Annotated in this window: 23 protein-coding genes; 10 read left to right on the top strand and 13 right to left on the bottom strand. The window is 73.8% G+C overall.

Going from position 1 to position 24,682, the window contains the following annotated elements:
* Positions 1-14 precede the first annotated feature (14 nt).
* Positions 15-671 carry a response regulator gene (locus DQ392_RS28415; RefSeq protein ID WP_114018510.1) on the bottom strand — a complete coding sequence of 219 codons (657 nt, stop codon included), beginning with the start codon at positions 669-671 and terminating at the stop codon, positions 15-17.
* On the bottom strand, positions 668-1,906 hold the full coding sequence (locus tag DQ392_RS28420) for a sensor histidine kinase (protein ID WP_114018511.1): 1,239 nt from the start codon (positions 1,904-1,906) through the stop codon (positions 668-670). Before DQ392_RS28420 ends, DQ392_RS28415 begins: the two co-directional genes overlap by 4 nt.
* A 286-nt stretch (positions 1,907-2,192) precedes the next feature.
* Here DQ392_RS28420 and DQ392_RS28425 point away from each other — a divergent pair, with 286 nt between their 5' ends.
* Entirely contained in the window at positions 2,193-3,197 is a 1,005-nt protein-coding gene (locus tag DQ392_RS28425; RefSeq protein ID WP_114018512.1) for an ABC transporter ATP-binding protein, read from the top strand.
* Positions 3,194-4,231 carry an ABC transporter permease gene (locus DQ392_RS28430; RefSeq protein WP_114018513.1) on the top strand — a complete coding sequence of 346 codons (1,038 nt, stop codon included), beginning with the start codon at positions 3,194-3,196 and terminating at the stop codon, positions 4,229-4,231. Before DQ392_RS28425 ends, DQ392_RS28430 begins: the two co-directional genes overlap by 4 nt.
* Before the next feature lie 114 nt (positions 4,232-4,345).
* Here the strand turns inward: DQ392_RS28430 and DQ392_RS28435 are convergent, their stop codons facing one another.
* The 3 genes from DQ392_RS28435 to DQ392_RS34630 all read right to left on the bottom strand — a co-directional run bounded on the left by DQ392_RS28435 (position 4,346) and on the right by DQ392_RS34630 (position 6,086).
* On the bottom strand, positions 4,346-4,804 hold the full coding sequence (locus DQ392_RS28435; protein WP_114018514.1) for a carboxymuconolactone decarboxylase family protein: 459 nt from the start codon (positions 4,802-4,804) through the stop codon (positions 4,346-4,348).
* Positions 4,805-4,969: 165 nt separating this feature from the next.
* A complete protein-coding gene (ddaH, locus tag DQ392_RS28440) occupies positions 4,970-5,776 on the bottom strand; it encodes a dimethylargininase (RefSeq protein ID WP_114018515.1) in 807 nt (268 codons plus the stop codon).
* A gap of 136 nt (positions 5,777-5,912) precedes the next feature.
* Complete coding sequence (locus tag DQ392_RS34630) at positions 5,913-6,086, bottom strand: DUF6243 family protein (protein WP_181856608.1); 174 nt, start codon at positions 6,084-6,086, stop codon at positions 5,913-5,915.
* 152 nt (positions 6,087-6,238) lie between these two features.
* Here DQ392_RS34630 and DQ392_RS28445 point away from each other — a divergent pair, with 152 nt between their 5' ends.
* Complete coding sequence (locus DQ392_RS28445; protein WP_114018516.1) at positions 6,239-6,847, top strand: TetR/AcrR family transcriptional regulator; 609 nt, start codon at positions 6,239-6,241, stop codon at positions 6,845-6,847.
* An 18-nt stretch (positions 6,848-6,865) separates the two neighbouring features.
* Here DQ392_RS28445 and DQ392_RS28450 read toward each other — a convergent pair whose 3' ends face one another.
* On the bottom strand, positions 6,866-7,822 hold the full coding sequence (locus DQ392_RS28450; RefSeq protein ID WP_245982050.1) for a glycerophosphodiester phosphodiesterase: 957 nt from the start codon (positions 7,820-7,822) through the stop codon (positions 6,866-6,868).
* A gap of 226 nt (positions 7,823-8,048) precedes the next feature.
* On the opposite strand from DQ392_RS28450, the gene DQ392_RS28455 reads away from it, so the two are divergent.
* Complete coding sequence (locus tag DQ392_RS28455; RefSeq protein WP_114018517.1) at positions 8,049-8,987, top strand: bifunctional DNA primase/polymerase; 939 nt, start codon at positions 8,049-8,051, stop codon at positions 8,985-8,987.
* A gap of 60 nt (positions 8,988-9,047) precedes the next feature.
* Here the strand turns inward: DQ392_RS28455 and DQ392_RS28460 are convergent, their stop codons facing one another.
* A complete protein-coding gene (locus DQ392_RS28460; RefSeq protein ID WP_484421985.1) occupies positions 9,048-10,046 on the bottom strand; it encodes an SCO2278 family lipoprotein in 999 nt (332 codons plus the stop codon).
* Between the two features lie 110 nt (positions 10,047-10,156).
* Between DQ392_RS28460 and DQ392_RS28465 the strand changes: the two genes are divergently transcribed.
* Positions 10,157-10,903, top strand: a complete 747-nt coding sequence (locus DQ392_RS28465) for a CDP-alcohol phosphatidyltransferase family protein (protein ID WP_114018518.1) — start codon at positions 10,157-10,159, stop codon at positions 10,901-10,903.
* Here the strand turns inward: DQ392_RS28465 and DQ392_RS28470 are convergent.
* Positions 10,872-11,333: an FAD synthase family protein gene (locus DQ392_RS28470; protein WP_114018519.1), complete on the bottom strand. Its 462-nt coding sequence runs from the start codon at positions 11,331-11,333 to the stop codon at positions 10,872-10,874. The two genes, DQ392_RS28465 and DQ392_RS28470, sit on opposite strands and share 32 nt — an antisense overlap.
* A gap of 213 nt (positions 11,334-11,546) precedes the next feature.
* Here DQ392_RS28470 and DQ392_RS28475 point away from each other — a divergent pair, with 213 nt between their 5' ends.
* From DQ392_RS28475 to DQ392_RS28485, 3 genes are all read left to right on the top strand, one after another.
* Positions 11,547-12,878, top strand: a complete 1,332-nt coding sequence (locus tag DQ392_RS28475) for a glycosyltransferase family 4 protein (RefSeq protein ID WP_114018520.1) — start codon at positions 11,547-11,549, stop codon at positions 12,876-12,878.
* Complete coding sequence (locus tag DQ392_RS28480) at positions 12,875-14,554, top strand: lipopolysaccharide biosynthesis protein (RefSeq protein WP_114018521.1); 1,680 nt, start codon at positions 12,875-12,877, stop codon at positions 14,552-14,554. The genes DQ392_RS28475 and DQ392_RS28480 overlap by 4 nt, the downstream gene beginning before the upstream one ends.
* A 143-nt stretch (positions 14,555-14,697) precedes the next feature.
* The gene (locus DQ392_RS28485) at positions 14,698-15,942 is read left to right on the top strand and encodes an MATE family efflux transporter (protein ID WP_245982103.1); all 1,245 of its coding nucleotides are present in this window, start codon (positions 14,698-14,700) and stop codon (positions 15,940-15,942) included.
* Here DQ392_RS28485 and DQ392_RS28490 read toward each other — a convergent pair.
* Positions 15,896-17,431: an oligosaccharide repeat unit polymerase gene (locus tag DQ392_RS28490; RefSeq protein WP_114018522.1), complete on the bottom strand. Its 1,536-nt coding sequence runs from the start codon at positions 17,429-17,431 to the stop codon at positions 15,896-15,898. The genes DQ392_RS28485 and DQ392_RS28490 overlap by 47 nt on opposite strands.
* Positions 17,432-17,533: 102 nt before the next feature.
* Here DQ392_RS28490 and DQ392_RS28495 point away from each other — a divergent pair, with 102 nt between their 5' ends.
* Positions 17,534-18,760, top strand: coding sequence for a glycosyltransferase (locus tag DQ392_RS28495; RefSeq protein WP_114018523.1), 1,227 nt, complete (start codon positions 17,534-17,536; stop codon positions 18,758-18,760).
* On the opposite strand, the gene DQ392_RS28500 is transcribed toward DQ392_RS28495, so the two are convergent.
* From DQ392_RS28500 to gmd, 4 genes are all read right to left on the bottom strand, one after another.
* Positions 18,693-19,565 (bottom strand): glycosyltransferase family 2 protein, encoded by an 873-nt coding sequence (locus tag DQ392_RS28500; RefSeq protein WP_114018524.1) that lies wholly within the window; start codon positions 19,563-19,565, stop codon positions 18,693-18,695. The genes DQ392_RS28495 and DQ392_RS28500 overlap by 68 nt on opposite strands.
* A 43-nt stretch (positions 19,566-19,608) precedes the next feature.
* Entirely contained in the window at positions 19,609-20,103 is a 495-nt protein-coding gene (locus DQ392_RS28505; RefSeq protein ID WP_114018525.1) for a hypothetical protein, read from the bottom strand.
* Entirely contained in the window at positions 20,100-22,217 is a 2,118-nt protein-coding gene (locus tag DQ392_RS28510; protein ID WP_181856609.1) for a CBM96 family carbohydrate-binding protein, read from the bottom strand. The genes DQ392_RS28505 and DQ392_RS28510 overlap by 4 nt, the downstream gene beginning before the upstream one ends.
* A 94-nt stretch (positions 22,218-22,311) precedes the next feature.
* Complete coding sequence (gene gmd, locus DQ392_RS28515) at positions 22,312-23,328, bottom strand: GDP-mannose 4,6-dehydratase (RefSeq protein ID WP_114018684.1); 1,017 nt, start codon at positions 23,326-23,328, stop codon at positions 22,312-22,314.
* 180 nt (positions 23,329-23,508) lie between these two features.
* Here gmd and DQ392_RS28520 point away from each other — a divergent pair, with 180 nt between their 5' ends.
* Positions 23,509-24,660, top strand: a complete 1,152-nt coding sequence (locus DQ392_RS28520; protein ID WP_147266587.1) for a GDP-L-fucose synthase family protein — start codon at positions 23,509-23,511, stop codon at positions 24,658-24,660.
* Positions 24,661-24,682: the final 22 nt, after the last annotated feature.

Consider the following 24,682-nt stretch of genomic DNA (forward strand, 5'->3'; position numbering starts at 1 on the left):
GGCTTCTCCGCCGGTCACCCGCGCCCGTCCACCAGTCCTGATTCCCAGGCCCAGGCGGCGATCTCCACGCGGTTGCGGGCGTTCAGTTTGGTCTGCACGTTGGTCAGGTGCGTCTTCACCGTGCCCACCGAGATGGTCAGTTCGGTGGCGATCTCGGCGTTGGTGAGCCCCCTGGCCACGAGCCGCACCAGGGCCTCCTCCCGCGGGGAGAGCGCCGTGTGCGGCTCGCGCGGGGAGGGGCCCGCGCTGTTGAGGCGCTCCAGCAGCCGGACCGTGATGGCCGGGCTCACCAGGGCCTCGCCCGAGGCCGCCGCTCTGACGGCCTCGACCAGAAGAGCGGGCCCCGAGTCCTTGAGCAGGAAGCCGGACGCGCCCTCGCTCAGGGCGCGTTGCACGTACGCGTCGTCGTCGAACGTCGTGACCACGACGACCTTCGGTGGGTTCACGGTGCCGGGCCGCGTCAGTCTGCGCAGCGCCTCCAGCCCGTCCATGCGGGGCATACGGATGTCCATCAGCGCCACGTCGGGCCGGTGGCGCTCGGCGAGTTCCACGGCGTGCACTCCGTCCTCGGCCTCCGCGACGACGTCGATGTCGTCCTCCGCCGCCAGGACCATCGCGAACCCGGCACGGACCATGGCCTGGTCGTCGGCGATCAGCACCCGGATCGTCACGAGGCCGCTCCCCGCGCCGGGGACGCCGGGGTCGCCGCGGGCACCGGGGACACCGGGAGCGCGGCCTCGACGCCCCAGCCGCCTGTGGTCACCGGGCCCGCCTGGACGGTTCCGCCGATCAGGCCCACCCGCTCGGCCAGGCCCCGCAGCCCGAAGCCGCTGTCGGACACCGGGTGCGCCCTTCCGTCGTCGCTGACCCGTACGGTGACCCGGTCCGCCGAGCGTGCCACGCGCACCCGCACCTCGGTGCAGCCGTGGGCGTGTTTGCGCACGTTGGTGAGGGCTTCCATCACGACCCGGTGGGCGGTGGTGGTCACCTCCACCGGCAGGTCGTCGAAGGACCCTTCCGACTCCAGCCGGGCCCGGGCGCCGCCGATCGTCGAGAACTCCTCGACGAGCGTGCGCACCTCGTCGATACCCGCCAGCGGCGTCAGCGCCACGTCCGAGTCGGCGTCGCGCAGCATGCCGACCATGCGCCGCATGGAGGTCAGCGCCTCCGTTCCGGCCTGCTCGATGCGGTGCAGCGCGGGCGGCAGGAGTTCGGGCCGCCGGTCCGCCACCACCTGGGCCCCCTGCGCCTGGACGACGATGCCGGTCACGTGGTGGGCGACGAAGTCGTGCAGGTCCCTGGCGAACTCCGTCCGCTGCTCCAGCCTGAGGGCCGCCGCCTGCCGCCGCCGGTCCGCCAGGAGCAGCCGCATCCCGAGGCCGATGCCCAGCACCGTGACCGCTGCCAGCGCGAAGAGCAGCGCCATGATGAGGGTGGACTGCCGGAACGCGACCGACACGGGCCGCAGCACGATCGCCAACCACAGCGCGGGGACGGCGGCGGTCGCCCACGACGGCTGCCCGCGGCGGGCGACGATCAGGAGGAGCCACGCCAGTGCCGCGGGTTCGGCGAACCCCATCGCCTGCGATCCGGCCGGCATCTCCAGGTGCAGCCACACCGACAGACACAGCGACACGAGAGCGAGGGCGCAGGCGGCCGCCGGCAGGGCCCGGCTGCCGAGCCGGGGCGAGGCCGCGACGAGGCCGACCGCCAGGAGCGCGCCGGCCAGCTTGGCGGGGCCGTGCTCCGCGATCCAGTAGAAACCGGCCGCCCGGTCCAGCGCCACGAGGCCGGCCAGGCCCACGATCAGCAGCGCCCCTACCGGAACGGGCAGTACCCGCGCCCGCCCCTGCCCAGGTGCGGCCATGGGCGCGGCCGTGGCCGCTTCGTCCGCCGCCTCCGCCATCTTTTCCACCGTGCTCCCCGCCGACCGGCCGAAAGTCGGAGCCGGTCGCGCAAGATCTGTCTTTCGCCCGATCCGCCGCGGCACGCGACGGAGAAGAGTGGTGCTCACCGGGCGGCGTTCGCCTTCCCTCACCCGAGGAGCATGTCATGGTCACGGTCCACCCCGGTCCGGCGGTACGCCGTACGTCGCGTCCCGCCGCCGGGCTCCCGGCCTCGACGGCGGCCGCACGGACCTCAGGCGACCCCGGCCTCCCCCACCCGCACGTACGTACGCACAGGAGCCACACGTGAACCACTCAGCCACGCACTTCCCAGCCGGAGCGGGGTACGCGCACCCCCTCGGCAGGCCGGCGATCGAGGCCCACGGACTCGGCAAGAAGTACCGGCGTGGCTGGGCGTTGCGGGATGTCTCCTTCCGGCTGCCCGCCGGGCGGGTGTGCGGTCTCGTCGGCCCCAACGGGGCGGGCAAGTCCACCCTGATGAGCCTGGCCACCCACATGATCCGGCCGACGACCGGCGGCCTGCGGGTGTTCGGCCAGGCACCGGGGTCGGATGAGGCGGTCCGGCGCACCGCGTTCCTGTCCCAGGAGAAACCGCTGTTCCGGCGCTTCACCGTGGCCGAGACCCTGCGGCTCGGCCGCGAGCTCAACCCCCGCTGGGACCAGGGTGTCGCGGAAGGGATCGTCAGCGCGGGCCAGGTGCCGCTGACGGCGAGGATCGGGACCCTGTCCGGTGGGCAGCGCACCCGCGTCGCCTTCGCGCTGGCCTTCGGGAAACGCCCCGACCTGCTCATCCTCGACGAGCCGATGTCCGATCTGGACCCGCTGGTGCGCCGTGAACTCACTCAGACGCTGACGGCGGAGGCCGCGCAGCACGGCACGACCGTGCTGGTGTCCTCGCACATGCTCGCCGAGCTCCAGTACATCTGCGACTACCTCCTCGTCGTCGCGAACGGCGGACTGCGGCTCGCGGGCGAGGTGGACGAACTGCGCGCCGCGCACGCCCTGCTCGCCGCCCCGGACGCCGGCCCTTCGCCCCACCTCGCACCGCACCGGGTCATCGAGTCCCGCGGCGCCCTCGGGGCCCGCGGCGACGAGGGCCGGCCTGGCGTCCTGGTGCGCCTCGGCGGTCCCCTCGAGTACGGCGAGCGGGCCGCGCCTCCCACCCTGGAGGAGCTCCTCCTCGGCTATCTGCGGTCGCCCGACGTGCCGGCGCTGATCGCCCCCAGCGCCCAGCCAGGCGACATCCACGACATCCTCACCCGCGACCAGCCCGAGACGGTGACAGCATGACGACTCCCACCCTCGACCTGACCCCCTCTGTACCCGCGGGGCCGCCACGCGACGGAGGCGCCGCCCGGCGGTGGGGACCCGGGCTCGGCGGCACGGCCTGGCTCGTGTGGCGCCAGCACCGCGCCGCCTACTGGACCCTCATCGGCCTCACCCTCCTCGGCGTGGTCGCCATGGTCTGGCTGCGCGGGCAGATGATGGACCAGCTGAACGCCCTGGACGCGTCCGGGAGGACGTCGGACGGCCTGCCGCCCGACTTCGAGAAGTACGCCGACCGCCTCTTCACCTTCGGGGGTTTCCTGGGCTACGTCCCCGTCCTGCTCGGTGTCTTCCTCGGCGCCCCGCTGATCGCCGGTGACCTGGAGTCCGGCACCGTCAAGCTGGTGACCTCGCAGTCCGTCAGCCGGCTGCGGTGGCTCACCACGAAGCTCGCCATGACCGCCGGGCTGATCGCGCTGTGCACCGGTGTTCTCGGCGCGGTGTTCAACTGGTGGTGGAGCCCGCTCAGGGGGCGTGCCGACACCCTGGAATGGACCAGCAGCGTGTTCTTCGACGGCACGGGGCCCCTGCCCGTCGCCTACGCGCTGCTCACGTTCTCGGTGGGCGTGGCGGTCGGCATGGTGCTGCGCCGCACGCTGGTGTCGATGGTGGTCACGCTCGGCGTCGTCGGGGCGATGAGCGTCGTGTGGGACAGGTTCCGCCTGGATTTGGGGAACGTCATGACGGCCACCACCCACGACGGCGCAGGTGGCGGGCTTCCGGCCCTGCCCGACCAGGCGGTGCAGCAGGGGCAGGGCGCGTCCTTCCTCACCAGCTCGGGAGAGAAGCTGGACTGGATGACCTGCCTCGCTCAGCAGGAGCACACCAAGGCGCACACCGCGTGCCTGGAGTCCAAGCACGTCGTCGGCCGGGCCATCGACTACCTGCCCGTCTCCCAGATGCACACGATGCAGTGGCTCGGAGCCGGCATCATGCTCGCCGTCACCGCCGCCGTCGTCGTCTTCGTCATGACGTGGGGCCGCGGGCGGCTGCTGTGACACGCCACGCCACGGAGGGGCCGGCTCGCCAACGGGCCGGCCCCTCGGCCCGCTCCGGCCCGCCCCGCACCGGCCGTACCCCGCCCCCGCCAGGCCCGGGCGCAGGGCGCCTGCTCAGGCTCCCTGCGAGCCGCCCGGCGTCCGCGCCGGCCTCAGCTCCAGGGGGACGCCCAGCCGGTTGAAGGCGTTGATCAGGGCGACCTGTGCCACGAGGTGACCGCGCTCCGCCTCGTCGGGGAACCGCTCGCACACCTCCTGCCACAGCGCGTCGGCCACGCGCACCTGCCGGGTGACCGCCTCGGTGTAGGCGAGGGCGGCCCGCTCCCGCGCGGTGAACAGCTCCGACTCCTCCCACACCGGCAGTTGGTCGAGCCGGTCCTGACTCTCGCCGGACCTGCGCGCCTGGCGGGTGTGCAGGTCCACGCAGAAGACGCAGCCGTTGAGCTGGGAGGCGCGGATCTTGGCGAGTTCGCGCACCGTCGCGTCCAGCGGCCCGGTGTCGAGCGCGACCTGAGCCCGCCCGAGCGCCTTGTAGGGCTCGCCAGCCGCGCTTCCCATGTCGAGACGTGCCATCGTTCCTCCTCGCTCGTTCGCCACGGCGCGGTGCCCTCCGGCCACCCGGGGCGCCGCCCCCTTTCGTCAGGGAGACGAGCCGACGTGCCCCTGGGTAACGGCACCGGCACCCCGCGCCCCTCCGGCACCGGCACCGTCCGCTGTTCACGGCCGCGGTCCGGCTCTTCACGGCCGCAGTTCGGCCGTCACGCACTTGACGCTGCCGCCGCCCTTGAGCAGTTCGGTGAGCGCGACCGGCACGGGCTCGTAGCCGCGGGCGCGCAGCGGTGCGAAGAGTCCTGTGGCCGCTTCGGGCAGGAAGACGTGGTGGCCGTCGCTGACGGCGTTGAGGCCGAGCGCGAGCGCGTCGGACTCGTCGGCGAGCAGCGCGTCGGGGAACAGCCGCGCGAGCACGGCCCGGCTGCCGGGGGAGAACGCGGCCGGGTGGTAGAGCACGTCCTCGGTGTCCGGGTCGAGGACGCACAGCGCCGTGTCGAGGTGGTAGTAGCGGGGGTCGACCAGGTCGAGGCCGATGACGGGCCGCCCGAAGAACTCCTGCGCCTCCCCGTGGGAGAGCGGGCTGCTGCGGAAGCCGCGGCCGGCCAGCAGCCAGGAGGCGGTGACGGCGAAGTCGCCCTCGCCCTCGTTGATGTGGGCGGGTTCGGTGACGTCGCCGAACCCGTGCGCGCGGTACCAGGCGCGGTGGGCCCGCGCTTCGGCGGCGCGCTCGGGGTGGGCGAACCGTGCGCCCAGCACGCGGCCTTCGATGACGGTGGCGCCGTTGGCGGCGTACACCATGTCGGGCAGCCCTGGCACCGGGTCGAGGAGTTCGACGGTGTGTCCGAGCGCGCGGTAGCGGTCGCGCAGCGCCTCCCACTGGGCGAGCGCGAGGGGCAGGTCCACGGGCTTGGCGGGGTCCATCCAGGGGTTGATGGAGTACGTGACGCGGAAGTGGACCGGAGGGCACATCAGATAGCGACGGGTTGCGTACATCTCAGGCTCCTCAGGAGGTGGTGCACACGATGCGGTGTGCCCATGATTCCCCCCAAGGAGCCCTTTTGCGCGGGCGGCCGGCCAACAGCGCACGGCGGCGGTTCCGTTGCGCGGGCTCGCACGCGGGCGTCGCGTCTCAGTCGCGCGACTCGCGCAGTGCGCGGAGCAGTTCGCGCTTCTGGGTGAGCGGATCGGCGGTGCCGCCGGGGCCGTGGCCGCCGTGCCCGCCGGTGCCGCGCAGCTGCGTGCGGGACAGGTGGGAGCGGGTCCCGCCGACGCCCAGCATCTTTCCGCCGCGTCCCTTGCTCATGAAGGTCTCCTCTCGTCGTTCCACGGGTTCGTCCGTCCCGCGACAGTGGTCGAGACGTATCGTCTCGCCTTGTCGCTCTCCGAGGATGCGGCGAGACGTATCGTCTTGTCAAGACGGTTCGTCTCGTCTCTGGTCGCTGCTAGATTCGAGCCATGTCACCCACGACCGCCAAGACCCCCGACGTCTCCCGGCGCAGCGAACGCTCCCGCAAGGCGATTCTGCGCGCCAGCATGGAACTCGTCGGAGACGTCGGGTACCCGAAGCTGACCATCGAGGCCATCGCCGCCAGGGCGGGTGTCGGCAAGCAGACGATCTACCGCTGGTGGCCCTCCAAGGCGGCCGTACTGCTCGACGCGTTCACCGAAGTCGTCCACGACGACGACTACCAGGGCGGCCTGCCCGACACCGGCGACATCGAGGCCGACCTCAAGACCGTGCTGCGTGCCACCGCCGACGAGTTCTCCGACGCCGCGTTCGAGGCGCCCTACCGCGCACTGGCCGTCGCCTCCGCCGCCGACGCCGCGCTCGCCGAACAGTTCCTGGCCCGGCTCCAGGAACCCGGCCTGGAGGTCTACGCCAGACGGCTGCGCGCCGGGCAGGAAGCCGGCCAGATCGACCCCGGCCTCGATCTCGGCCTCGCCGTCGAGATGCTGCTCGGGCCGTTCCAGCAGCGCTGGCTCACGCGCTCGGGACCGCTCACCCACGAGTTCACCGACCAGCTGGTCGAGATGGCGCTGCGGGCCTTCGCGCCTCGCGGGTGACCCCGCACGGGCGACCGGTTACGGACGGGCGGCCGTCGGTGCCAGGCTGCCCGGCTTGTCGGTGACGATGCCCTCGCAGCCCAGCTTCAGCATCCGGTCGCGGTCGGCACGGCTGTTGACCGTGTGCGACCACACGTAGGTGATGCCCGAGCGCACCGCCTTGCGCACGTGCCTGTCGGCCGTCTCGCGGTCGACGCTGAGCATCGTCACGTACCGCTTCCAGCGCTCCGGTCTGTCCCCGGCCAGCTGCCGCGCCGAGCGCCACACGGCCGTCAGCAGACCCCGGGCGTGCGCCCGCTCGGCCACCCGCGGATCGTTGGACTCCACCAGCACCGAGTGGGACAGGTGCCGCTCCCTGATGAGCCGCGCCAGCCGGGGCAGCCCGGCCGGGTCCTTCAGCTCCAGCATCAGCAGGCCCTTCCCGCCGAACCGCTCCAGGATCTCGCGCACCGACGGCGGCCGCTCGGGGCGCCAGTGTCCCGGCAGTCCCCGCTGCGGGGTGAGCCTGACGTCCTGCCAGTCGTTCCAGTCCAGCGCGCTCACCTTGCCCCTCTTGTCGGTGGTGCGGTCGAGCGTCGCGTCGTGCATGGCCACGAGGGTGCCGTCGCGCAGCTGCCTGATGTCGGTGTCCAGCACCCGCGCGTAGCCGCGCCGGAACGTCGCCGCGAGCCCCTGCATGCTGTTCTCCGGCACCTCCTTGGCGCCGCCCCGGTGCGCCGTGACGGTCGTGCCGGTCAGCTGTGGGGTGCCCGGCAGCCGCGCGTCGGCCCCGCCGCCGTCCGCACCGCCGCCCTCGGGCCCCGGCCGGTCCCTGCCGCCCTCCGCGGTCCCGGCCGGCACGGCCGCCCTGGAGGCTTCCGCCGTCGCCGTCGCCGCAGCCGCCTCGTCGGCCCCCACCGCGGGGGCCGCCAGTGCGACCGCGAGCGCCACGGGGACCAACCGCACCATAGGGACGAAAACCGCCTTTGTGACCATGGACCCAAGCTAGAGGGGACCCGGACGATCCGCCGGGCAGGACGCCCGCCCGGGTGGTCCTCCCGGGTGACGCGCCCGACCCCGCGTTCCCGATCGCGCGACGGACAGCGCAGGATAGAGGGGAGTCATCCGTGATCCGCGGATTCCCCCTCAGCGCGCCGACGCGCTGCGTACCCTCGGAATTCGTGACGCGCCCTGACACCACAGTCGCGGAGTGAGGCGGTAGATGGAACGCGAGAGCAGGATCGCCCAGTGGCTGCGCCGCCGGGCCGCCCAGGCGGAGGCCGCGCGCGGCGGCGACGGTTCCCCAGGGTCCCCCGCGCAGCCGCCCTCGGGCCGCGCGCCCCGGTCACGCCGCTGGTCACCACGGGGCGGCCGAGCGGCTGCGGGCGCCGGCGAGGCCGCCGCGGAGCGCGCGGACCTCCTGCTCACGGCCGCCGAGGCCGGCTTCCCCCTCGCCCCGGCGGCCCATCCCTCCGGATACGGCTGCTCCTGCGTACGGATCGGCTGCCCCACCCCGGGACGGCACCCCCTCTCCTTCGCCTGGCAGACCCAGGCCACCACCGACCGCGCCCAGATCGAACGCTGGCTCCACGCCGAGCCGCAGGCCAACTTCGTCACCGCCACGGGCCGCTCCCACGACGTCCTGGACGTGCCCGCCGAAGCGGGGTACGCGGCGCTGGCCCGGCTGGAGGAACGGGAGCGCGAGGCCGCCGCGGACGGCGTGCCCGGCACCGGGGGCCACTCCGGCGACGCCGACAGCGCGGGGGGCCCAGGGGCCGACGGTGACACCGGCTCCGGCACCGCGGCCGAAACCGTGCTCGGGCCCGTAGCGCTGCTGGGCGAGGACCGGATGCTCTTCTTCACCAGGACGCGGGGCAGGCCGGAGGACGAGGACGAGTGGTGGCCCTGCGAGCTGGACAGCCACCCCGAGACGATGGAGGAGCACCCCGGGCTGCGCTGGCACTGCCGGGGCAGCTACGTGCTGCTGCCGCCCTCCCGGCTGCCCGACCAGGACGAGGGGGTGCGCTGGCTGCGGCCTCCCGCCGCCGGTGCGCAGCTCCCCGAACCCCTCACCCTGCTGGAGACCCTCACCGACGCCTGCGCGGAGTACGCCATCACCGTGGACGGCCTGGAAGAGCGCGCGCCCTGGCCCGCACGCTGAGCGCCGCGCTCCACCCGTGCTGCGGGCCCGGTCCGGCGGCGCGGGGAGGGGCGCGCCCGCTCAGCTGCCGTGGGCCGAGGTCAGGCCCTCGACGCGGCTGAGGAAGGTGACCTTGCCGTTGGACTTCTGGGTCGGAACGGTCACGGCCTGCTCCGACATCCGCACATAGGTGACCGACTGCTGGGGCTTCCCCTTCATCAACGCCTTGACCAGCGGGTTCTTGACGTCGGGGTGGTAGCCGCGCGGCAGTGTCTGCTTGTGGTGGTGGCGGGTGGCGAAGAAGACCAGGGCGCCGCCGTCCTTCGTGCGGAGCCCGAAGGGCGCGTACCGCGGCGGTTCCGCCGCCTGGTCGGCGAACTCGTTGCGCACGTTCTTGCGCTTCGCCTCCTCGACGCGTTCCTCCCGCTGCTCGCTGGTGTGCGGCCCTGCCGCGAAGTCGTCCCCCGCGCCTTCTTGGAGGTAGCGGGCGTACCGCTTGCTCAGCTCGTCGGGCGGCACGGTCAGTCCGGCGTCGCCGCCGGCGACCGGGACGGTCCGCACATGGCCGTGCTCGTCCCTGGCGAACTCCGGCACCGCGTCGGGGTCGATCACGGACAGGTAGGACGCCTTCCACGGCCCGTCGGCCCGGTCGCGCTGGAAGACGAACAGCCAGCGTCCCTGCCCTTCGCGGTCGCTGCGGGAGTCCGTGACGAAGAACTTGGGCCAGCCCGCCTGTTCGGGGATCAGGTAGTGGGTGTCGGTCAGCTTCAGCCGGTTGTAGTCGGGGTTGCCCTCGGGCCTGACCTTCTTGCGCGAGGTGAGCCCCGCCTGGTCGATGGCGCCGAGCGGTCCTGTCTCGATCGTCGCGTTGAGGTCGACGTCGTAGGCGGTGTTGGCGCGGTTGTTCTTCTTCACGAACGTGGCGAGGACGTCGGCCGCCTCGGCCTTGCTCAGCGCGGGGACCACGGCACTGGCACCGTGCACGGTGACGCAGCCGGTCAGCGAGGCGAGCAGCGCCCCGGCCGTCACGGTCGCCGCCAACGGTATGCGCGCCGGCCCCCGAGTCCTCGTCCCCTTCACCTGTTCAACCCCTCCCGGTGCTGTTGGCGAACGTGACCCTACCTTGCGGGGTGTGGCTCCCCGCGCGGTGCCTGGCACAGTATGCGCGGCACACCGAGCGAGGGGGACACATGTCTTCGACCACACCATCGGGCCCGCCCTTGGAGGGGTTCCGTGCCGCTCTCGGGGCGTTACGGAGCGCGCAGAAGACATCGAAGGGGGTCTCCCTCTACTCGCGGTACGTCAACCGGCCCCTCGGCCGCGTTCTGGCCGCCGCCGCCCACCGGGTGGGGCTGACGCCGAACCTGGTCACGCTGGCGAGCGCCGCTTGCAGCTTCGCGGGGATCGCGGCCGTGGCGCTGGTGCGGCCTTCGTGGGGGCTGGGGGTGGCGGTCTGGGGTGCGCTCGTCGTCGGGTTCGCGCTGGACTCGGCGGACGGGCAGCTGGCCAGGTTGCGCGGCGGTGGCAGCCCGGCGGGCGAGTGGCTCGACCACGTCGTGGACTGCGCGAAGATCGTGGCGGTGCACGCCGCCGTGCTGGTCTCCTTCCACCGCTTCGGCGAACTGCCCGGCGAGGGCTGGCTGCTGGTGCCGCTGGGCTTCCAGATGGTGGCGGTACTGGTGTTCTTCGGCGGGCTGCTCACCGACAAGCTGCGGCCCGGTGGCGGAAGAGCCCGTGCGGCGCGGCCCCCTTCGACGTGGCGTGCGGTGGCGCTGCTGCCGGTCGACTACGGCGTCTTCTGCGTGCTGTTCCTGCTGCTGGGCGGCCCGGAGCTGTTCCGGGCCGCCTATGCCGTGCTGTTCGGGTGCTACGCGCTGTTCCTCGTCGCCTTCGGCGGCAAGTGGTTCAGGGAGCTGTCCGCGCCGTCTCGGGCGTGACGGGCTCGGGTCCCGCCAGCGCGTCGAGCGCGCGGCGCAGCTGAGTGGAGGAGGTATGCATGGTGTACGGGAAGTAGACGATCTCGACGCCGACCGTACGGAAGTCCGCCTCCAGCTTGTCGCCCTTGGGCGTACCCCGCCAGTCGTCCCCCTTGAACAGGACGTCGAAGCGGATCCGCTGCCAGGTGACCAGTTTGTCCGGCACCGTCTCCACGAACGCGGCGTCCACGAAGCGGATGCTGCGCACGATCTGGAGGCGTTCGACCAGCGGGATGACGGGGGGTCTGCCCTTGGCGCGCCCGGCCATCTCGTCCGAGACCACGCCCGCGACCAGGTAGTCGCAGCGTGCGCGGGCGTGCCGCAGCAGGTTGAGGTGGCCGACGTGGAAGAGGTCGTAGGCGCCGGGCGCGTAGCCCACGGTGTGCGTCATGGCTGGTCCCCCCAGGACGTGTGCCTTCCCCGGCGGCGGCCGGGTGGTGCCCGCGGCGCTCCACGGCCGCGGGTCGCATCGCTGCATGCAACCACAACCCGCAGGAAACGGGGACATGTTGGGGAAACCGCGCACCGCAGGCGCTACCCTGCCGGAGGGGGACGCGAGGGGAGCTCTCAGGGGAGAGAGAGGCGGATGTATGGGGGGATTTCCATGGTGAACGGCTTCGCCGCGCCCGCCCGGCGGGTGCTGCTGGTGTCGACCAACTACGCACCGGAGCAGGCGGGCATCGGGCCGTACGCGGCGCAACTCGCCGAGCACTGGGCGGCACGGGACGGCTGGGAGGTGCACGTCCTGGCGGGGATGCCGCACTACCCCGCCTGGCGTACCGATCCCGCCTGGCGGGGCGTGTGGCGGGCGACGGAAGTGCGCGGCGGGGTACGCGTCCACCGCCGCAGGCACACCGTCCCGCCCCGGCAGACCGCGGCGCGCCGGGCGCTGTACGAGGCGTCCATCCTGGCGCACGGGCTGCTCGCCCCGCCGCGTCTCGCGGGCCGCCCCGACGTGGTCGTCGCCCAGCTGCCGAGCCTCGCCGGGGGCGTGCTGGCCGCCCGCCTGGCCCGCGCGGCCGGGGTGCCGTTCGTCCCCGTCGTGCAGGACCTGATGGGTGCCGCTGCCGCCCAGAGCGGAATCCGCGGCGGCGACCGCGCCGCCGCACTCGCGGCGGCCGTCGAACGCCGGGTCCTCGCCTCCGCGGCGCTCGTCGGCGTCATCCACGAGAGCTTCACCGCCCGCGTCACCGCACTGGGCGTGCGGGAGGCCCGGGTGCGCACCGTCCCCAACTGGACGCACATCGCACCGCCCACGCGTGCGCGTGCCACGACCCGGGCCCGGCTGGGCTGGCGGGAGGACGAGACGGTGGTGCTGCACTCAGGCAACATGGGGCTCAAGCAGGGCCTGGAGGTCCTGATCGAGGCGGCCCGCCTGGCTCCCGGGTTACGCGTCGTCCTGATGGGCGAGGGCAATCAGCGTGCCCACCTCGCCCAACTGGCCGCGCCGCTGCCCAACGTGGACCTGCTGCCGCCCGCGGCCGAGGCCGACTTCCCCGACGTCCTGGCGGCCGCCGACGCCCTCGCCGTCACCCAGCGGGCCTCCGTCCTGGACATGAGCGTGCCGTCCAAGCTCACCTCCTACTTCGCCGCGGGACGCCCCGTCATCGCCTCCGTCGCCGACGGCGGCGGCACCGCGCACGAGGTGCGCCGCTCCGCCGCCGGACTCCTCGTGCCGCCCGAGGACCCGTCCGCGCTCGCCGCCGCCGCCCGCTCCCTGGCCGCCGACCCGGCGCGCGCCGCCGCGCTCGGCGGCGCCGGCCGCGACTACGCCACCGGACACCTCGGCCGCGAGGCGGGACTGACCCGATGTACGGCCCTGCTGGAGGAGGCGCTCAGGATGCGACGGGCACGGCCCGCGCGCGGAAGACACCTCGCCAGACCCCGGCCGCCCGCCGTACGCGGTGCGGCCCGCGAGCAAGGCGCCGTGGCATGACCGCCCGTGACGGGCACCAGGGCGACGAGACGGCCGGCTCGCCCGCGTACGACGAACCCGACCTGCTGCGCGACCAGTTCCGCCAGCTCCTGCGCTACCGCTGGCTCATCGCGCTCGGCGTCGTCCTCGGCCTGCTCGGCGGCGGCTGGCTCGGCCTGCGCGGCGCCGACTCCTACGCCGCCACCACCGAGATCACCGTCCGCCCGCTGCCCACCGACAGCAGCGGCGAGAACACCTCGGCGGGCGAGATCAGCATGGGCTCCGAGCGGCGCACCGCCTCCAGCAGCGTCGTCGCCGAGCGCGCGGCCCGCGCCCTGGACAGCTCTACGGACCCCCCTCGGCTGCTCGACGACCTCCAGGTCACCAATCCGCCCGAGACCCGCATGCTGCGCTTCGCCTACACCGCGCACAGCCCCGACGACGCCGCGCGCGGCGCCGACGCCTTCGCACACGCCTACCTCGACAACCGCGAGAGGGACGCCGCCGACCGCGTCGCCGACATGGTCGACCGCTACGAGAAGCAGCGGGCACCCCTGACCAAGGAACGCGACCGGCTGGCCGAGGAGATCGCCTCATCCGGCAAGGAGGGAGCGCTCGACGGCACCCTGTCGGCGCACTCCTCCGTCGTCAGCCGCATCGCCGAGATCAACGGGCGGATCAGCGACCTGCGCGCCGAGGACACCACACCGGGCCGCGTCGTCACCGAGGCCGCGCCGCCCACCGCGCCGTCGGGCCCCGGGCTGCCGCTGATGCTCGGGCTCGGTGCCGCCGTCGGCATCGGGCTCGGCCTGCTCGCCGCCTGGGTACGGCTCGTCTTCGACCCGGCCGTACGCACCCTGGGCGACGTCGTGCGCGCCCTGCACGCCCCCGTCCTGGGCACGCTGCCGCGCCGCCGGCGCCGCGGCCGCCGCCGGGCGCGGCGCTCCCTGCTGGCCGACGGCCGGCTCGCCGAGGAGTACCGCTCGGTCGCCTTCCGGCTGGCCTACGACGAGACGTTCGCGCGGCGCCGCCGCGTCCTCGTCGTCTCCCCGCGCGGCGGCATCGCCACCGCACTGGCCGCCTCCGTGAACCTGTCCGCCTCGTTCGCCGAGATGGGCAGGGAGGTGCTGCTCCTGGAGGCCGACCTGCGCACCCCCTCCCTCACCGAACGGCTGAGGCAGGCCGACGGCATCCAGCCGGGCTGGGCCCGCGCCCCGGGCCACGGCACCATCGGCTGGCCCGCGGGACACCGCATCCCCATCGACGCGGGCGAGTCCGGCGTCTTCGACCTCGTCCCCGGCTACCGCGTCAGCAAGGTCTCCCGCGCGCTGACCTCCTCCGCCGTCACCCAGCTGATCGGGCACGCCGACGAGCGCGACGGGGTGCTGGTCGTCCTCGCGCCCGCCGTGCTGTCGTACGCCGACGCCATCGCGCTCATCGACCGGGTCGACTGCGTGCTCATCGTGTGCGATCCGCGCGAGGTGCGGCGGGACGACCTCGCGCGGGTGCGGGAACTGGTCGCGGGGGCGGGCGGCTTTGTGCTGGGTGCGCTGCTGCACGGGGAGGGCGCGGGGACCGCCGCCCCGCGCGGCGGTACGCCGCCGCCACCCTCCACACCTGCGCGCAGGGCCCACGCGGGCCCGCGCGAGACCGAGTTGACCCGGCAGGGTGTCGCCCTGCGCGTGACGGGCCGGTGACGGAGCCCGGGGAAGCGCGGCGCCCCGAGCGGGGACCGGTGCCTGAGGACGGAGCCCCGGACGACCGGGCCGGAACGGGAGGGCGGGAAGGACCGGGGGCGCCGCGGCCAGGGCGGCGGCGGCACACCCGCACGGCCGCCCTCCTGTGCAGCGTCGCCGACCAGGGCGTGGCGGCCTGCACCAACATCGCGGTGCTCGTCGTCGCGGCCCGCCAGTCGACGGTGCACGCCTTCGCCACGTTCTCCCTCGTCTACACCGTCTTCACCGTCGTCCTCGGCCTCACCGTGGCGTACGTGGGCCAGGCGCTCGTCCTGGAGAAGGGCGCCCCGGCGGGCGTCGCCCGCGCGTGCCGTTCGGCGGTGGCGTTCACCGCACCGGCCTCGGCCGCCGTCGGCCTGCCCACGGCAGCAACGCTGTGGGCGTCGAGCGGCGGGGGGACGGCGACGGCGCTGGCCGCACTCGCGCTCGTGCTGCCGCTCGTCCTCACCCACGAGACCACCCGCTACGCCTTCTCCGCCCTGCACCGGCCCCACCACGCCCTCGGCGCCGACCTGCTCCGCCTGGTGGTGGCGGTGCCCGCGCTGGCCGTCCAGCCGCACGGCGCGAGCGCGCACCGGCTGCTGCTGGTCTGGGGCCTGGCCACGCTGCCCGCACTCGCCGCGGCCTCGCTGCTGCTGCGCCGGCACACCCGGGGCGCGGGCCAGGACCCGGCCCGCTATCTGCGCGCCGGGCACCTCGGGCGCAGGTTCGCCGTGGAGTTCGGCGTCGGGAACGCGGGCACGCAGCTCGCGATCATCGGCCTGGGACTGGTGGCGAATCCGCTGGCGGTGGGCGCGCTGCGCGGCGCCGCCACGCTCTACGGCCCGTTGAACGTGCTGTTCAACGCGGCCACCGGGTTCGGACCGCCGCTGCTGCACCGCGCCGGCGGCGAGAGGCGGGCCGCCCGCGCCGCGTGCGCCACCGGGGGAGTGCTGGCCGTGGCGGCGGCCGCGTGGACGGCGGTGCTGGTGCTGCTGCCCGGCGCGTACGGGCGGGCGCTGCTGGGGGACACGTGGTCGGCCGCGTCCCGGCTGCTGCCCGCGACGGGCAGCCAGTACGCGGCGATGGCGCTGGGCACGTGCGGGCTGCTGGCCCTGCGGGTGCTGCGTCCGCGTACCACGCTGCCCATCCAACTCGTCTTCTCCCTCGCGTCCGTCGGCTGCATGCTCGGCGGTTACGCGCTCGGCGGGGTGCTCGGCGCCGCCTGGGGGCTGTGCGCGGGCTCGGCGGCGAAGGGCGCGGCGAGCTGGTCGCGGGCAGCGCGGGTGCTCAGGTCGGGGGAGCGGGCCGAGGCCGGGGCCCTCACCTCGGCGCGCCGTGCGCCCGGCGGTCCTCGCGGAGCGTCGTGACGAACAGGACGCACAGCGCGGCGATGGCCACCCGGCCCATGCCCTGGAGCAGCGAGCCGCGCAACAGGATGAAGCTGTATCCGGCGACGAGGGGCACGACGACGGCCGTGACGCTGCCGGGCCCCGCGCGGCTGTGGGGCGCACCCGTGCGGGCGGTCGCCGCGGCCCAGCCGTCCTCGGCCGTGCGCCGCGCGTACCGCCGGTCCGCGCGCGCGGCGCCGTAGCCGACGGCGGCGAAGCCCAGCGCCATGCCGTAAGGGCCGAAGTCGAGCCAGAGCTCCGCCCACAGCGGGGAGGAGAGGTTCGGGTAGGGCATGCCCATCCACGTGCCGACGCGGGTGCCCGGGTCGTGGGGCTTGTCCGTCCACACCGAGCGGGGCACGAAGAACAGCGCGGTGCCGGTCAGTTGCCTCCCGTAGCTGTGCCCCTCGCCCGAGCCGGCGAAGGTGACGGTGTTGGCGACCATGCCCACCTGGTCGTAGTCCTTCATGGTGAGCGGTTCCAGCAGCGAGTCCGTCGACCGGCTGGGCCGCTCTGTGCCCTCCTCGTAGCGGAACCGGTCGGCGAAGGGGAAGACGACCAGCGCGATCGCCACCCCGGTGGCCAGCGCGGCCCGGTACATCACGGGGCTGCGCGGGAACGCCGTGAACAGCAGCGAGAACAGCACCGTCAGGAACCAGTAGCGCGGGTTGGACACCGGGTTGTTGACGACGGCGTTGAGGCCCAGCATCGCCAGCCACAGCACGGGCACCAGCGGGCGGCGGCGCGCCGTCCGCGAGACGACGAGCCAGCGCGTGAGGAAGAGCAGCGCCAGCAGCGCCGGCACGGTGCCGAAACCGCGCAGGAACGCCGAGCCCGCCTGCGAGGTGGCCTCCGCTGCGGCGGCGCCCAGGCTCTCCCTGACCTCCTCGCGGTTGGAGAAGAAGACCGCCGGGCCGCCGAGTTCGCCGATCAGCAGGCCGCTGCACACCAGTGCCAGCGCGCACAGCGCGTACAGGCGGCGCGTGTGGACGCGCGCGTGCGGCCTGCGCCGCTCCTGCATGCGGCCGCGCAGCGGTGGCCGGTGCCGCGCCACCAGCGCGCCCACGTCGAAGGCCACCATCCCGGCCAGGACGAGCGCAGAGGCGAGCACCGTGTCCGAGCGCGGGCCCACCACAGGTGTGGGCGTGCGGTCCAGCACCGTCTGCGCCAGGGGAGCGATGCCCATCGCGATGTAGCCGAACAGCCAGAACGCACCCTGGATCAGGCGCCGGTGCGCGGTCAGCACCATGGCCGCCAGGCGGGTGCCCGCGTACGCGCAGGTGGCGGACTGGAGCCAGTAGACCGCGTCGTGGGGTCCAGGGCCAGGCTGGGTGGCGACCGCCGCGGGGAGCACCGCCACGAGCGCCGCGACCAGCGGGATGGCGAGGGCGCGGGAGAGGACGGCGCGGGGGGCGGTGGGCGAGGGGAGGCGGCCCGGTGGCGCGGCGGTGCCGGTGCGGGTGCTCACGCTCCCCGCCCCCGCCGTACCGCAAAGGAGAAACGGGAAGAACCGGAGTGATTGAGGGCAAATCCGGTAATATGCCTACCAGTGGCCAGGGAGGGGACACCGATGAAAGCGCTGCACGTCGTGACGCTGCACACGCCCACGCACGACTTCGGAGGGCCCACGCGCGTGGCCCTCAACCTGTGCCGGGGTTTACGGGAAGCGGGTGAGAGCGCGGCCCTGGTCGCCCTCGGGGACGGTTTCCCCGGCGTGCTGCCCCGCACGGTGGACGGCGTACCCGCCCGGCTCTTCCAGGCCCGGCACGTGCTGCCCCGCTTCGAGGTCAGCGGCATCACGTCCCCCGCTCTGCTCGCGGCGGCCCCCCGCCTGCTCCGCTCGGCGGACGTGGTGCACGTCCACCTGATGCGCGATCTGGTCACGCTCCCCGTGGCGATGATGGCAGCCCGCATGGGCCGGCCGCTGGTGTTGCAGACACACGGCATGATCGACCCGACCGAGAAGCGGGTGGCGAAGGCCGTGGACGTGCTGGGCCTGCGCTGGGTGCTCGGACAGGCCGACGCGGTGCTCCACCTGACCGGCAGCGAGCGGGAGTTGACCGAGGCGGTGACGGCGCCTGCGCCGATGGGGCCCTCGTACCGGCTGGTCAACGGGGTGGCACCGCAGCCGCCGCGCCCCCAGCCGCGGGCCGGGCGGCCGCCGACGGTGCTGTACTGCGCGCGGGTGCAGGAGGGCAAGCGGCCGCAGGATTTCGTCGGGGCCATGCCCACGGTGCTGGCCGAGCGCCCCGAGGCCCGGTTCGTTCTCGCGGGCCCCGACACGGGGGCCTTGGCCGAGGAGTTGCTGGCGCTGGCCCGCTCGCTGGGCGTGGGCCACGCGCTGGAGTACGCCGGCGCGCTGGACCACGCGGGCGTCATGGAGCGGCTCCGCTCCAGCGACGTGTTCGTGCTGCCCTCCGTCAAGGACGCGTTCTCCGTCTCCGTGCTGGAGGCCCTGTCGGTGGGGCTGCCCGTCGTGGTGACCCGCACCAGCGGTCTGGCGCCGGACGTGGCGGCGGCCGGGGCGGGCCGCCTGGTGGACAGCGCACCGGAAGGACCCGGCGCAGCGGAGAACGGGGCCAGGGTGGGCCGGGCGGTACTGGAGCTGCTGGACCCGGCGGCAGGCGAGGCCGCCTCCCGCGCGGCGTGGCGGCTGGCGCGCGACAGTTTCACCCTGGACGCGGTCGTGGAGACGCTGCGCGGGGTGTACGCGACGGCGTGCGAGCGGGTCAGCGCCGCCCCCTCGCCCCGGACCCGGTACCGGCGCCCGGCGGGTCGGCCGCCTCGCGTGCCTTGAGCCCGATCTGCCACCGGTAGAAGCTCATCGCGAGCGCGTAGTCGAACCCGGCGCGGCCGTCGAGGAAGCCCCGCCGGTAGACGTAGGCGTAGGCGAAGGACACCAGCGGTTTGAGCGGGGCCCGGTGGAAGAGGCGGCCCTGGCGGGTCTTGGCCTGCCGGATCTGCTCCCTCACCCGCGGGCGCCCCTCCAGCCAGGCCTCCCAGTCCGAGTAGCGGTTGTGCCGCTCGAACCAGGTGCGGACCGGATCGAGGTCCCGGTGTTCGAGGGGCGCGGCGAGACGGACGGCCGTCGGGGCCAGCGGCTGGTAGTGGCCCTCCTGTTCGCCCATGCCGGGGGCGGCGAGGTCGTCGGGTTCGGGGAAGCGGCAGCGGGTGCGGTCCAGCAGCACGCGCTTGACGATCGTGTACCCGTGCCGCAGCCGGCGCCCGGCGAACCAGTAGCCCAACGGGATGTCGAACGCGGCAGGGCGTACGGTGCGGCCGGGCGGCGGGGTGAAGACGCGCCGGATCTCGCGCAGCAGCTCCTCGCTCGGCGTCTCGTCGCCGTCGAGGAAGAGGACCCAGTCGACCTCGGGGTGGACGTGGTCCAGACACCACTGCTTCTTCTTCGGGTACCGGCCGTCCCAGGTGTAGGGCACCACTTCGGCGCCCTCGGCCTCGGCGAGGGCGCGGGTGTCGTCGGTGCTGCCGGAGTCGACGACCACGACGTGCGCGAAGTGGCCGATCACGGACCGCACGGTGCCCGCGATGTTCCGGGCCTCGTTCCTCGTCGGAATCGCGACGACGACGGGCAGCTTGTCCACAGCGGCTCTCTCCACAGCGGTCGGTCTCCAGGGGGTGCGGGGGTCACTTCTTGCCGGCTGCTTTTAGCAGCGGGGCGAACTTCGGGCACAGGTGCCGGATCGCGGGTCCGGCCTGGTCGATCTCGCCCGCCCTCAGGGCGCTGACCGCGTCCTTCTCGCTGCTCTCGGCCGTCGTGGCGATCCGTTCGCAGGCTCTGCGGCCCGCCTCCAGCACGGCGGCGGGCTCCAGCCCCCGCGGCACCCGGTCGACCAGGTAGTCCTTCTCCTTCCTGGTGAAGGACCCGGTGGCGGGCGTCAGCCGGGAGCGGGGCACCTTCGCCGTGGCCTTGTCGTCGGGTGCGTCCTCGCCGTCCTTCCCGGCGGAGGCGCTCGGACGGGGCGAGGCCGTCGCGGTGGCGCCGGTGCGGCCCGCCTGGTCGGAGCCCGCACGGTCGCCGTGCTGCCGGCCGCCCTCACCGCCGCCGCATCCGGCCGTCAGCGCCAGGGCGGCCGCCACCAGGGCGGCCGCCACGGCACGTGAGACCTTGGCGGCGCTCACGGCTTCCTGTAGGTCAGCGTGAGCTTGGGGCCCGTGCCGCCCGACTCGCGGGCCCACAGCCACAGGCTGTCGCTGCCCAAGGAGGTCAGGGCCAGGTCGAGGGTGTCGCCCGCCGCTTCCCGGACCGCGCCCGCACGCAACGGCACGTCGTAGTCCGTACGGACGTCGGCCGCGCCGTCGAGGCCGCCCAGCGGCGTCTCGCCCACGGCGGGACGCTTCGCCCAGGTCACCTCCTTCTCCGACCAGGAACCGGTCACCGGCACGACGTCCACCGTGTCGCCGCTGGCCGCGCTCGGCTCACTGCTGGTCGTGACGGTCAGCGTGGCCTCCTCCAGCACCATTCCGCTGGGCGGGGACGGCACGTCGAAGCGCACGTAGCCGATGTACGGCGACGAGCCGCGCACCGCGAGCTGCTGGTGCGTGCCGTACGTGGCGTTCACGGCCGCGCCGTTCACGTACGCGTCGGCCGTCGCCTCCCGCTCCAGCGTCGTCTCCGTCGGGGTGCCGGGCGTCGTCACCGTGGCCGCTTCGGAGCGGGCGCTGGTGTTGGTGTCGTCCGCGTCGCTCGCCGTGATCCGGTAGGAGTAGTCGGTGCCCGGCTTGGCCGAGGTGTCGGTGAAGGCGACCGTGGGCCTCTCCCAGAACGTGGAGTCGGCCGTGACCGTGCCCACAGGCTCTCCGCCGCCGTTGCGGTAGACGCGGTAGGTCAGCTTCCGGTCGTCCAGGTCGGTGCTCGCCGGCCAGCTGACCCGCACGCCCTTGGTGGTGTTGGCGGCCTTCACCCCGTCCGGCACGGAAGGCGCCCCGGTGTCCGGGCCGTTCGCGAAACGCACCAGCCCCTGCTGCGGCCTGTTGCCGTCGCTGGTGATGCGGGTGAACGCCCCGCCCACCCACATGTAGTCCTTGCCGCCGCCGGAGGAGACCACCATGGCGCGCGGCCCGACCTGCTCGACGTTCAGCGGCCCGTCGTCCGTGTCGGGGAACCACGACAGCAGCGGTGTCGGATCGTCGACCGACTCCGCCAGCAGGTGCTGCCGCTCGTGCAGCTCGGGGAACTGGCCCATGCTCTCGCAGTTGTGCGCGTGCGAGCTGCTGTAGAGCACGCCCTTGTAGACGGTCAGGTCCTGGGTGGCGCCCAGGCAGGTGTCGCGCCAGCGCTGCTCGAAGTCGTCCAGGTCGAGCGCGATCCGGCCGTCGAACACGCCGCCGCCCGTGCCCTCGTTGCCGGTGTAGATCCCGGTCTCGTCCACGTAGAGCCCCTTGACCACGCTGTTGCGGGGCACGAACCGGTTCGGATAGCTCTTCCTCAGCGCGCCCGACGAGGCGTCCACGACCGCCAGCGCGTGCGAGTCGGCCCCGCGCACCTGTTCGAAGTCGCCGCCCAGCACCACGCTCTTCCCGTCCGGCGTGACCTCCACCGCCCGGCCCGCCTTGTCCGCGTCCGCCTTCCAGGACTTCAGCTGCCCCTCGGTGGAGACCGCCGCGAACTTGGCCCGCTTCTCCCCCTCCACCGTGGTGAAGTCACCGCCGAGGTAGACGGTGTCGTCGGTGGCGGCCAGCGCGTGCACCGGCGCCGAGACCGTCAGCTGGAAGCCGGATTCGACCTTGCAGGAGGGCAGGTCGATCGCGGCCACCCGGCTGGCGTTCGTCCCGTTGACGGCGGCGAAGTTCCCGCCGGCGTACAGCGTCTTCCCGTCCGGCGAGACCGTCAGCGCCCGCACGGTGGCCGTGCCGCTGCCCACCGTGAAGTTCAGGCGGCAGTCCGTCGGCTCGCCGGTCGCCGCGTCGAACGCGGCGAAGTTGACGGCCTCGCGCTCCTTCGCACCGGGCTCCGCGCCCGGCGGACGGATCGCGGAGAAGGTGCCGCCCGCGAAGACCGTGCCGTTCGACTGGGCCATCGCCCACACGACGCCGTTCGTCTGCCACGTCGGTAAGGTGTCCGCCGTCATCGCCACCGGCGGTGTGAGGGCCGCCGCCTGGCGGGCGCCCCGCTCGGTGAGGGCCGGCACCGCCGTGGTGGCGGCCGCCACGGCCAGCACGGTCGCGGCCACGGCCGCCTTGCGGGGCCCCGTCGTGCGGGCCCCCGCCTTGCGAAGGGTCCTCGTTCGTCTCACTGTGCTCCCCAATTGCTGTGGTTGATGCGTGTCCCCGGCCGAGGGCACCCGGCGTCACCGGCGCTGCGTGTCCCCGGCCGGGGGACACCCGGCGTCACCGGCGGTCAACGCGCACCGCCTCACCCGACAACTCCGCCTCCAGCGCCGCGATGTCGGCCTCGACCATGACGCGTGCCAACTCCGCCCACGTGACGCGCGGCTTCCACCCGAGCAGGTCGTGCGCCTTCGCCGCGTCGCCGATGAGCGCGTCCACCTCGCTGGGCCGCTCGTAGGCGGGGTCGAACTGCACGTGCTCGCGCCAGTCGAGTCCGCCGGCGAGGAAGGCCTCCTCCAGGAAGGCCCGCACGGTGGTGGCGGATCCTGTGGCCACCACGTAGTCGTCCGGCCGCTGAGCCTGCAACATCAGCCACATGGCTTCGACGTACTCGGGCGCGTACCCCCAGTCCCGCACCGCGTCCAGGTTCCCGAGGTAGAGGTGGCGTTGCAGCCCGGCCCTGATGCGGGCGACGGCTCGGGTGATCTTGCGGGTCACGAACGTCTCGCCGCGGCGCGGGGACTCGTGGTTGAAGAGGATGCCGTTGACCGCGAACAGGCCGTACGCCTCGCGGTAGTTGACCGTGGCCCAGTACCCGAAGACCTTCGCGCAGCCGTACGGGCTGCGCGGGTGGAAGGGCGTCGCCTCGTTCTGCGGGGGAGGGGCCGCGCCGAACATCTCGGAGGAGGAGGCCTGGTAGATGCGGGTGTCGATGCCGCTGGCCCGTATCGCCTCCAGCAGCCGCAGGGTTCCCATGGCGGTGACGTCGCCGGTGTAGAGCGGCGAGTCGAAGGAGACGCGCACGTGGGACTGGGCGCCGAGGTTGTAGACCTCGTCGGGGCGAAGGTCGCGCAGGAGGTTGACGAGGGCGACGCCGTCGGCGAGGTCGGCGTGGTGGAGGACGAGGGAGCGGCCCTCGTCGTGCGGGTCCTCGTACAGGTGGTCGATGCGGCCGGTGTTGAAGGAGGAGGAACGGCGGAGCAGGCCGTGCACCGTGTAGCCCTTCTCCAGCAGCAGTTCGGTCAGGTACGAGCCGTCCTGGCCGGTGATGCCGGTGATCAGCGCGCTCTTGCCCACGCTGTCGCCCACGCTCTTGCCCATGCGGCGCCGTCCTCAGTGGTGTGTGTCCGTGGTGGCGGGGAGACCTGCCGTGCTCTCGGCCGGTCCCGGGATGACGGTCTCATCCGGTGCGCGGGCTTCGTACTCTTTGCCGCTTATCTGCCCGTTCGGGGCTGTTGGGTGGCACAATGCGACGCCATGACGCCGACGCCGCGCACGACGCCCGCGCACGCCACCCCTCGATCCGCCCCGGTCCCCGGCCCCGCTCCTGTTCCCGACCCCGTCACCGGGGCCGGGACGCTGCTGCCTGACCGTGCCCGCGTGGTCGTCGCCGGCCACCGCGGACTGGTCGGCTCCGCCGTGGCCCGCCGGCTGGCGGCCGACGGCTACGAGGTGCTGACCCGCGACCGCGCCGCCCTCGACCTGCGCGACGCGCCCGCCACCGCGCGCTGGCTGCGCGAAGCGCGCCCCCACGCGGTCGTACTGGCGGCCGCCAGGGTCGGCGGCATCATGGCCAACAAGACGCAGCCCGTGCCGTTCCTGGAGGACAACCTGCGCATCCAGCTCAGCGTCATCGCGGGCGCCCACGCCGCGGGCGTCCCCCGGCTGCTCTTTTTGGGCTCGTCCTGCATCTATCCCAAGCACGCGCCGCAACCGATCACCGAGGACGCCCTGCTCACCGGCGCCCTGGAGCCGACGAACGAGCCGTACGCGCTCGCCAAGATCGCGGGCATCACCCAGGTCCGCGCCTACCGCGAGCAGTACGGCGCCGCCTACATCAGCGCGATGCCGACCAACCTGTACGGGCCCGGTGACAACTTCGACCTGGAGACCTCGCACGTGCTGCCCGCCCTCGTGCGCCGCTTCCACAAGGCGAAGCGGGACGGGGCGCCCGAGGTGGTGCTGTGGGGCAGCGGCACGCCGCGCCGCGAGTTCCTGCACGTCGACGACCTGGCGCGGGCGTGCGTCCTGCTGCTGCGGGACTACGACGGTCCCGCACCGGTCAACGTCGGCTGCGGGCGGGACCTGACCATCGCGGCGCTCGCCGAGACGGTGCGCGACGTGGTCGGCTACCGAGGGCGCGTCACCTGGGACACGGACCGCCCCGATGGCACCCCGCGCAAACTTCTCGACGTCAGCCGCCTGTTCGCGCTCGGCTTCCGGCCGCGGGTGCCGCTGCGGGAGGGTATCCGCTTCACGTACGAGTGGTGGCAGGAGTCGGAGCTGTCCACGCGGCCCGGCCGGCAGGGGCGGTCCGGTCCGCCCAGTCGACCGGATCGGCCGGATCGACCGGATCGGCCCGATCGGCCGGAGCGGCGAGGGCGGCCGGGGGCTGCGGCGGGTGCGTAACCCTGCGCGGGTGCGTAACGCT

Source organism: Streptomyces reniochalinae (assembly GCF_003323735.1).
Classification (GTDB): Bacteria; Actinomycetota; Actinomycetes; order Streptomycetales; family Streptomycetaceae; genus Streptomyces; species Streptomyces reniochalinae.

Coding starts and splice junctions, on each gene's coding strand:
- DQ392_RS28465 (WP_114018518.1), top strand. CDS start 10,157: ATGTCTTCGACCACACCATCGGGCCCGCCCTTGGAGGGGTTCCGTGCC.
- DQ392_RS28520 (WP_147266587.1), top strand. CDS start 23,509: ATGACGCCGACGCCGCGCACGACGCCCGCGCACGCCACCCCTCGATCC.
- DQ392_RS34630 (WP_181856608.1), bottom strand. CDS start 6,086: ATGAGCAAGGGACGCGGCGGAAAGATGCTGGGCGTCGGCGGGACCCGC.
- DQ392_RS28480 (WP_114018521.1), top strand. CDS start 12,875: ATGACCGCCCGTGACGGGCACCAGGGCGACGAGACGGCCGGCTCGCCC.
- DQ392_RS28470 (WP_114018519.1), bottom strand. CDS start 11,333: ATGACGCACACCGTGGGCTACGCGCCCGGCGCCTACGACCTCTTCCAC.
- DQ392_RS28420 (WP_114018511.1), bottom strand. CDS start 1,906: ATGGCGGAGGCGGCGGACGAAGCGGCCACGGCCGCGCCCATGGCCGCA.
- DQ392_RS28435 (WP_114018514.1), bottom strand. CDS start 4,804: ATGGCACGTCTCGACATGGGAAGCGCGGCTGGCGAGCCCTACAAGGCG.
- DQ392_RS28495 (WP_114018523.1), top strand. CDS start 17,534: ATGAAAGCGCTGCACGTCGTGACGCTGCACACGCCCACGCACGACTTC.
- DQ392_RS28430 (WP_114018513.1), top strand. CDS start 3,194: ATGACGACTCCCACCCTCGACCTGACCCCCTCTGTACCCGCGGGGCCG.
- DQ392_RS28455 (WP_114018517.1), top strand. CDS start 8,049: ATGGAACGCGAGAGCAGGATCGCCCAGTGGCTGCGCCGCCGGGCCGCC.
- ddaH (WP_114018515.1), bottom strand. CDS start 5,776: ATGTACGCAACCCGTCGCTATCTGATGTGCCCTCCGGTCCACTTCCGC.
- DQ392_RS28450 (WP_245982050.1), bottom strand. CDS start 7,822: ATGGTCACAAAGGCGGTTTTCGTCCCTATGGTGCGGTTGGTCCCCGTG.
- DQ392_RS28445 (WP_114018516.1), top strand. CDS start 6,239: ATGTCACCCACGACCGCCAAGACCCCCGACGTCTCCCGGCGCAGCGAA.
- DQ392_RS28475 (WP_114018520.1), top strand. CDS start 11,547: ATGGTGAACGGCTTCGCCGCGCCCGCCCGGCGGGTGCTGCTGGTGTCG.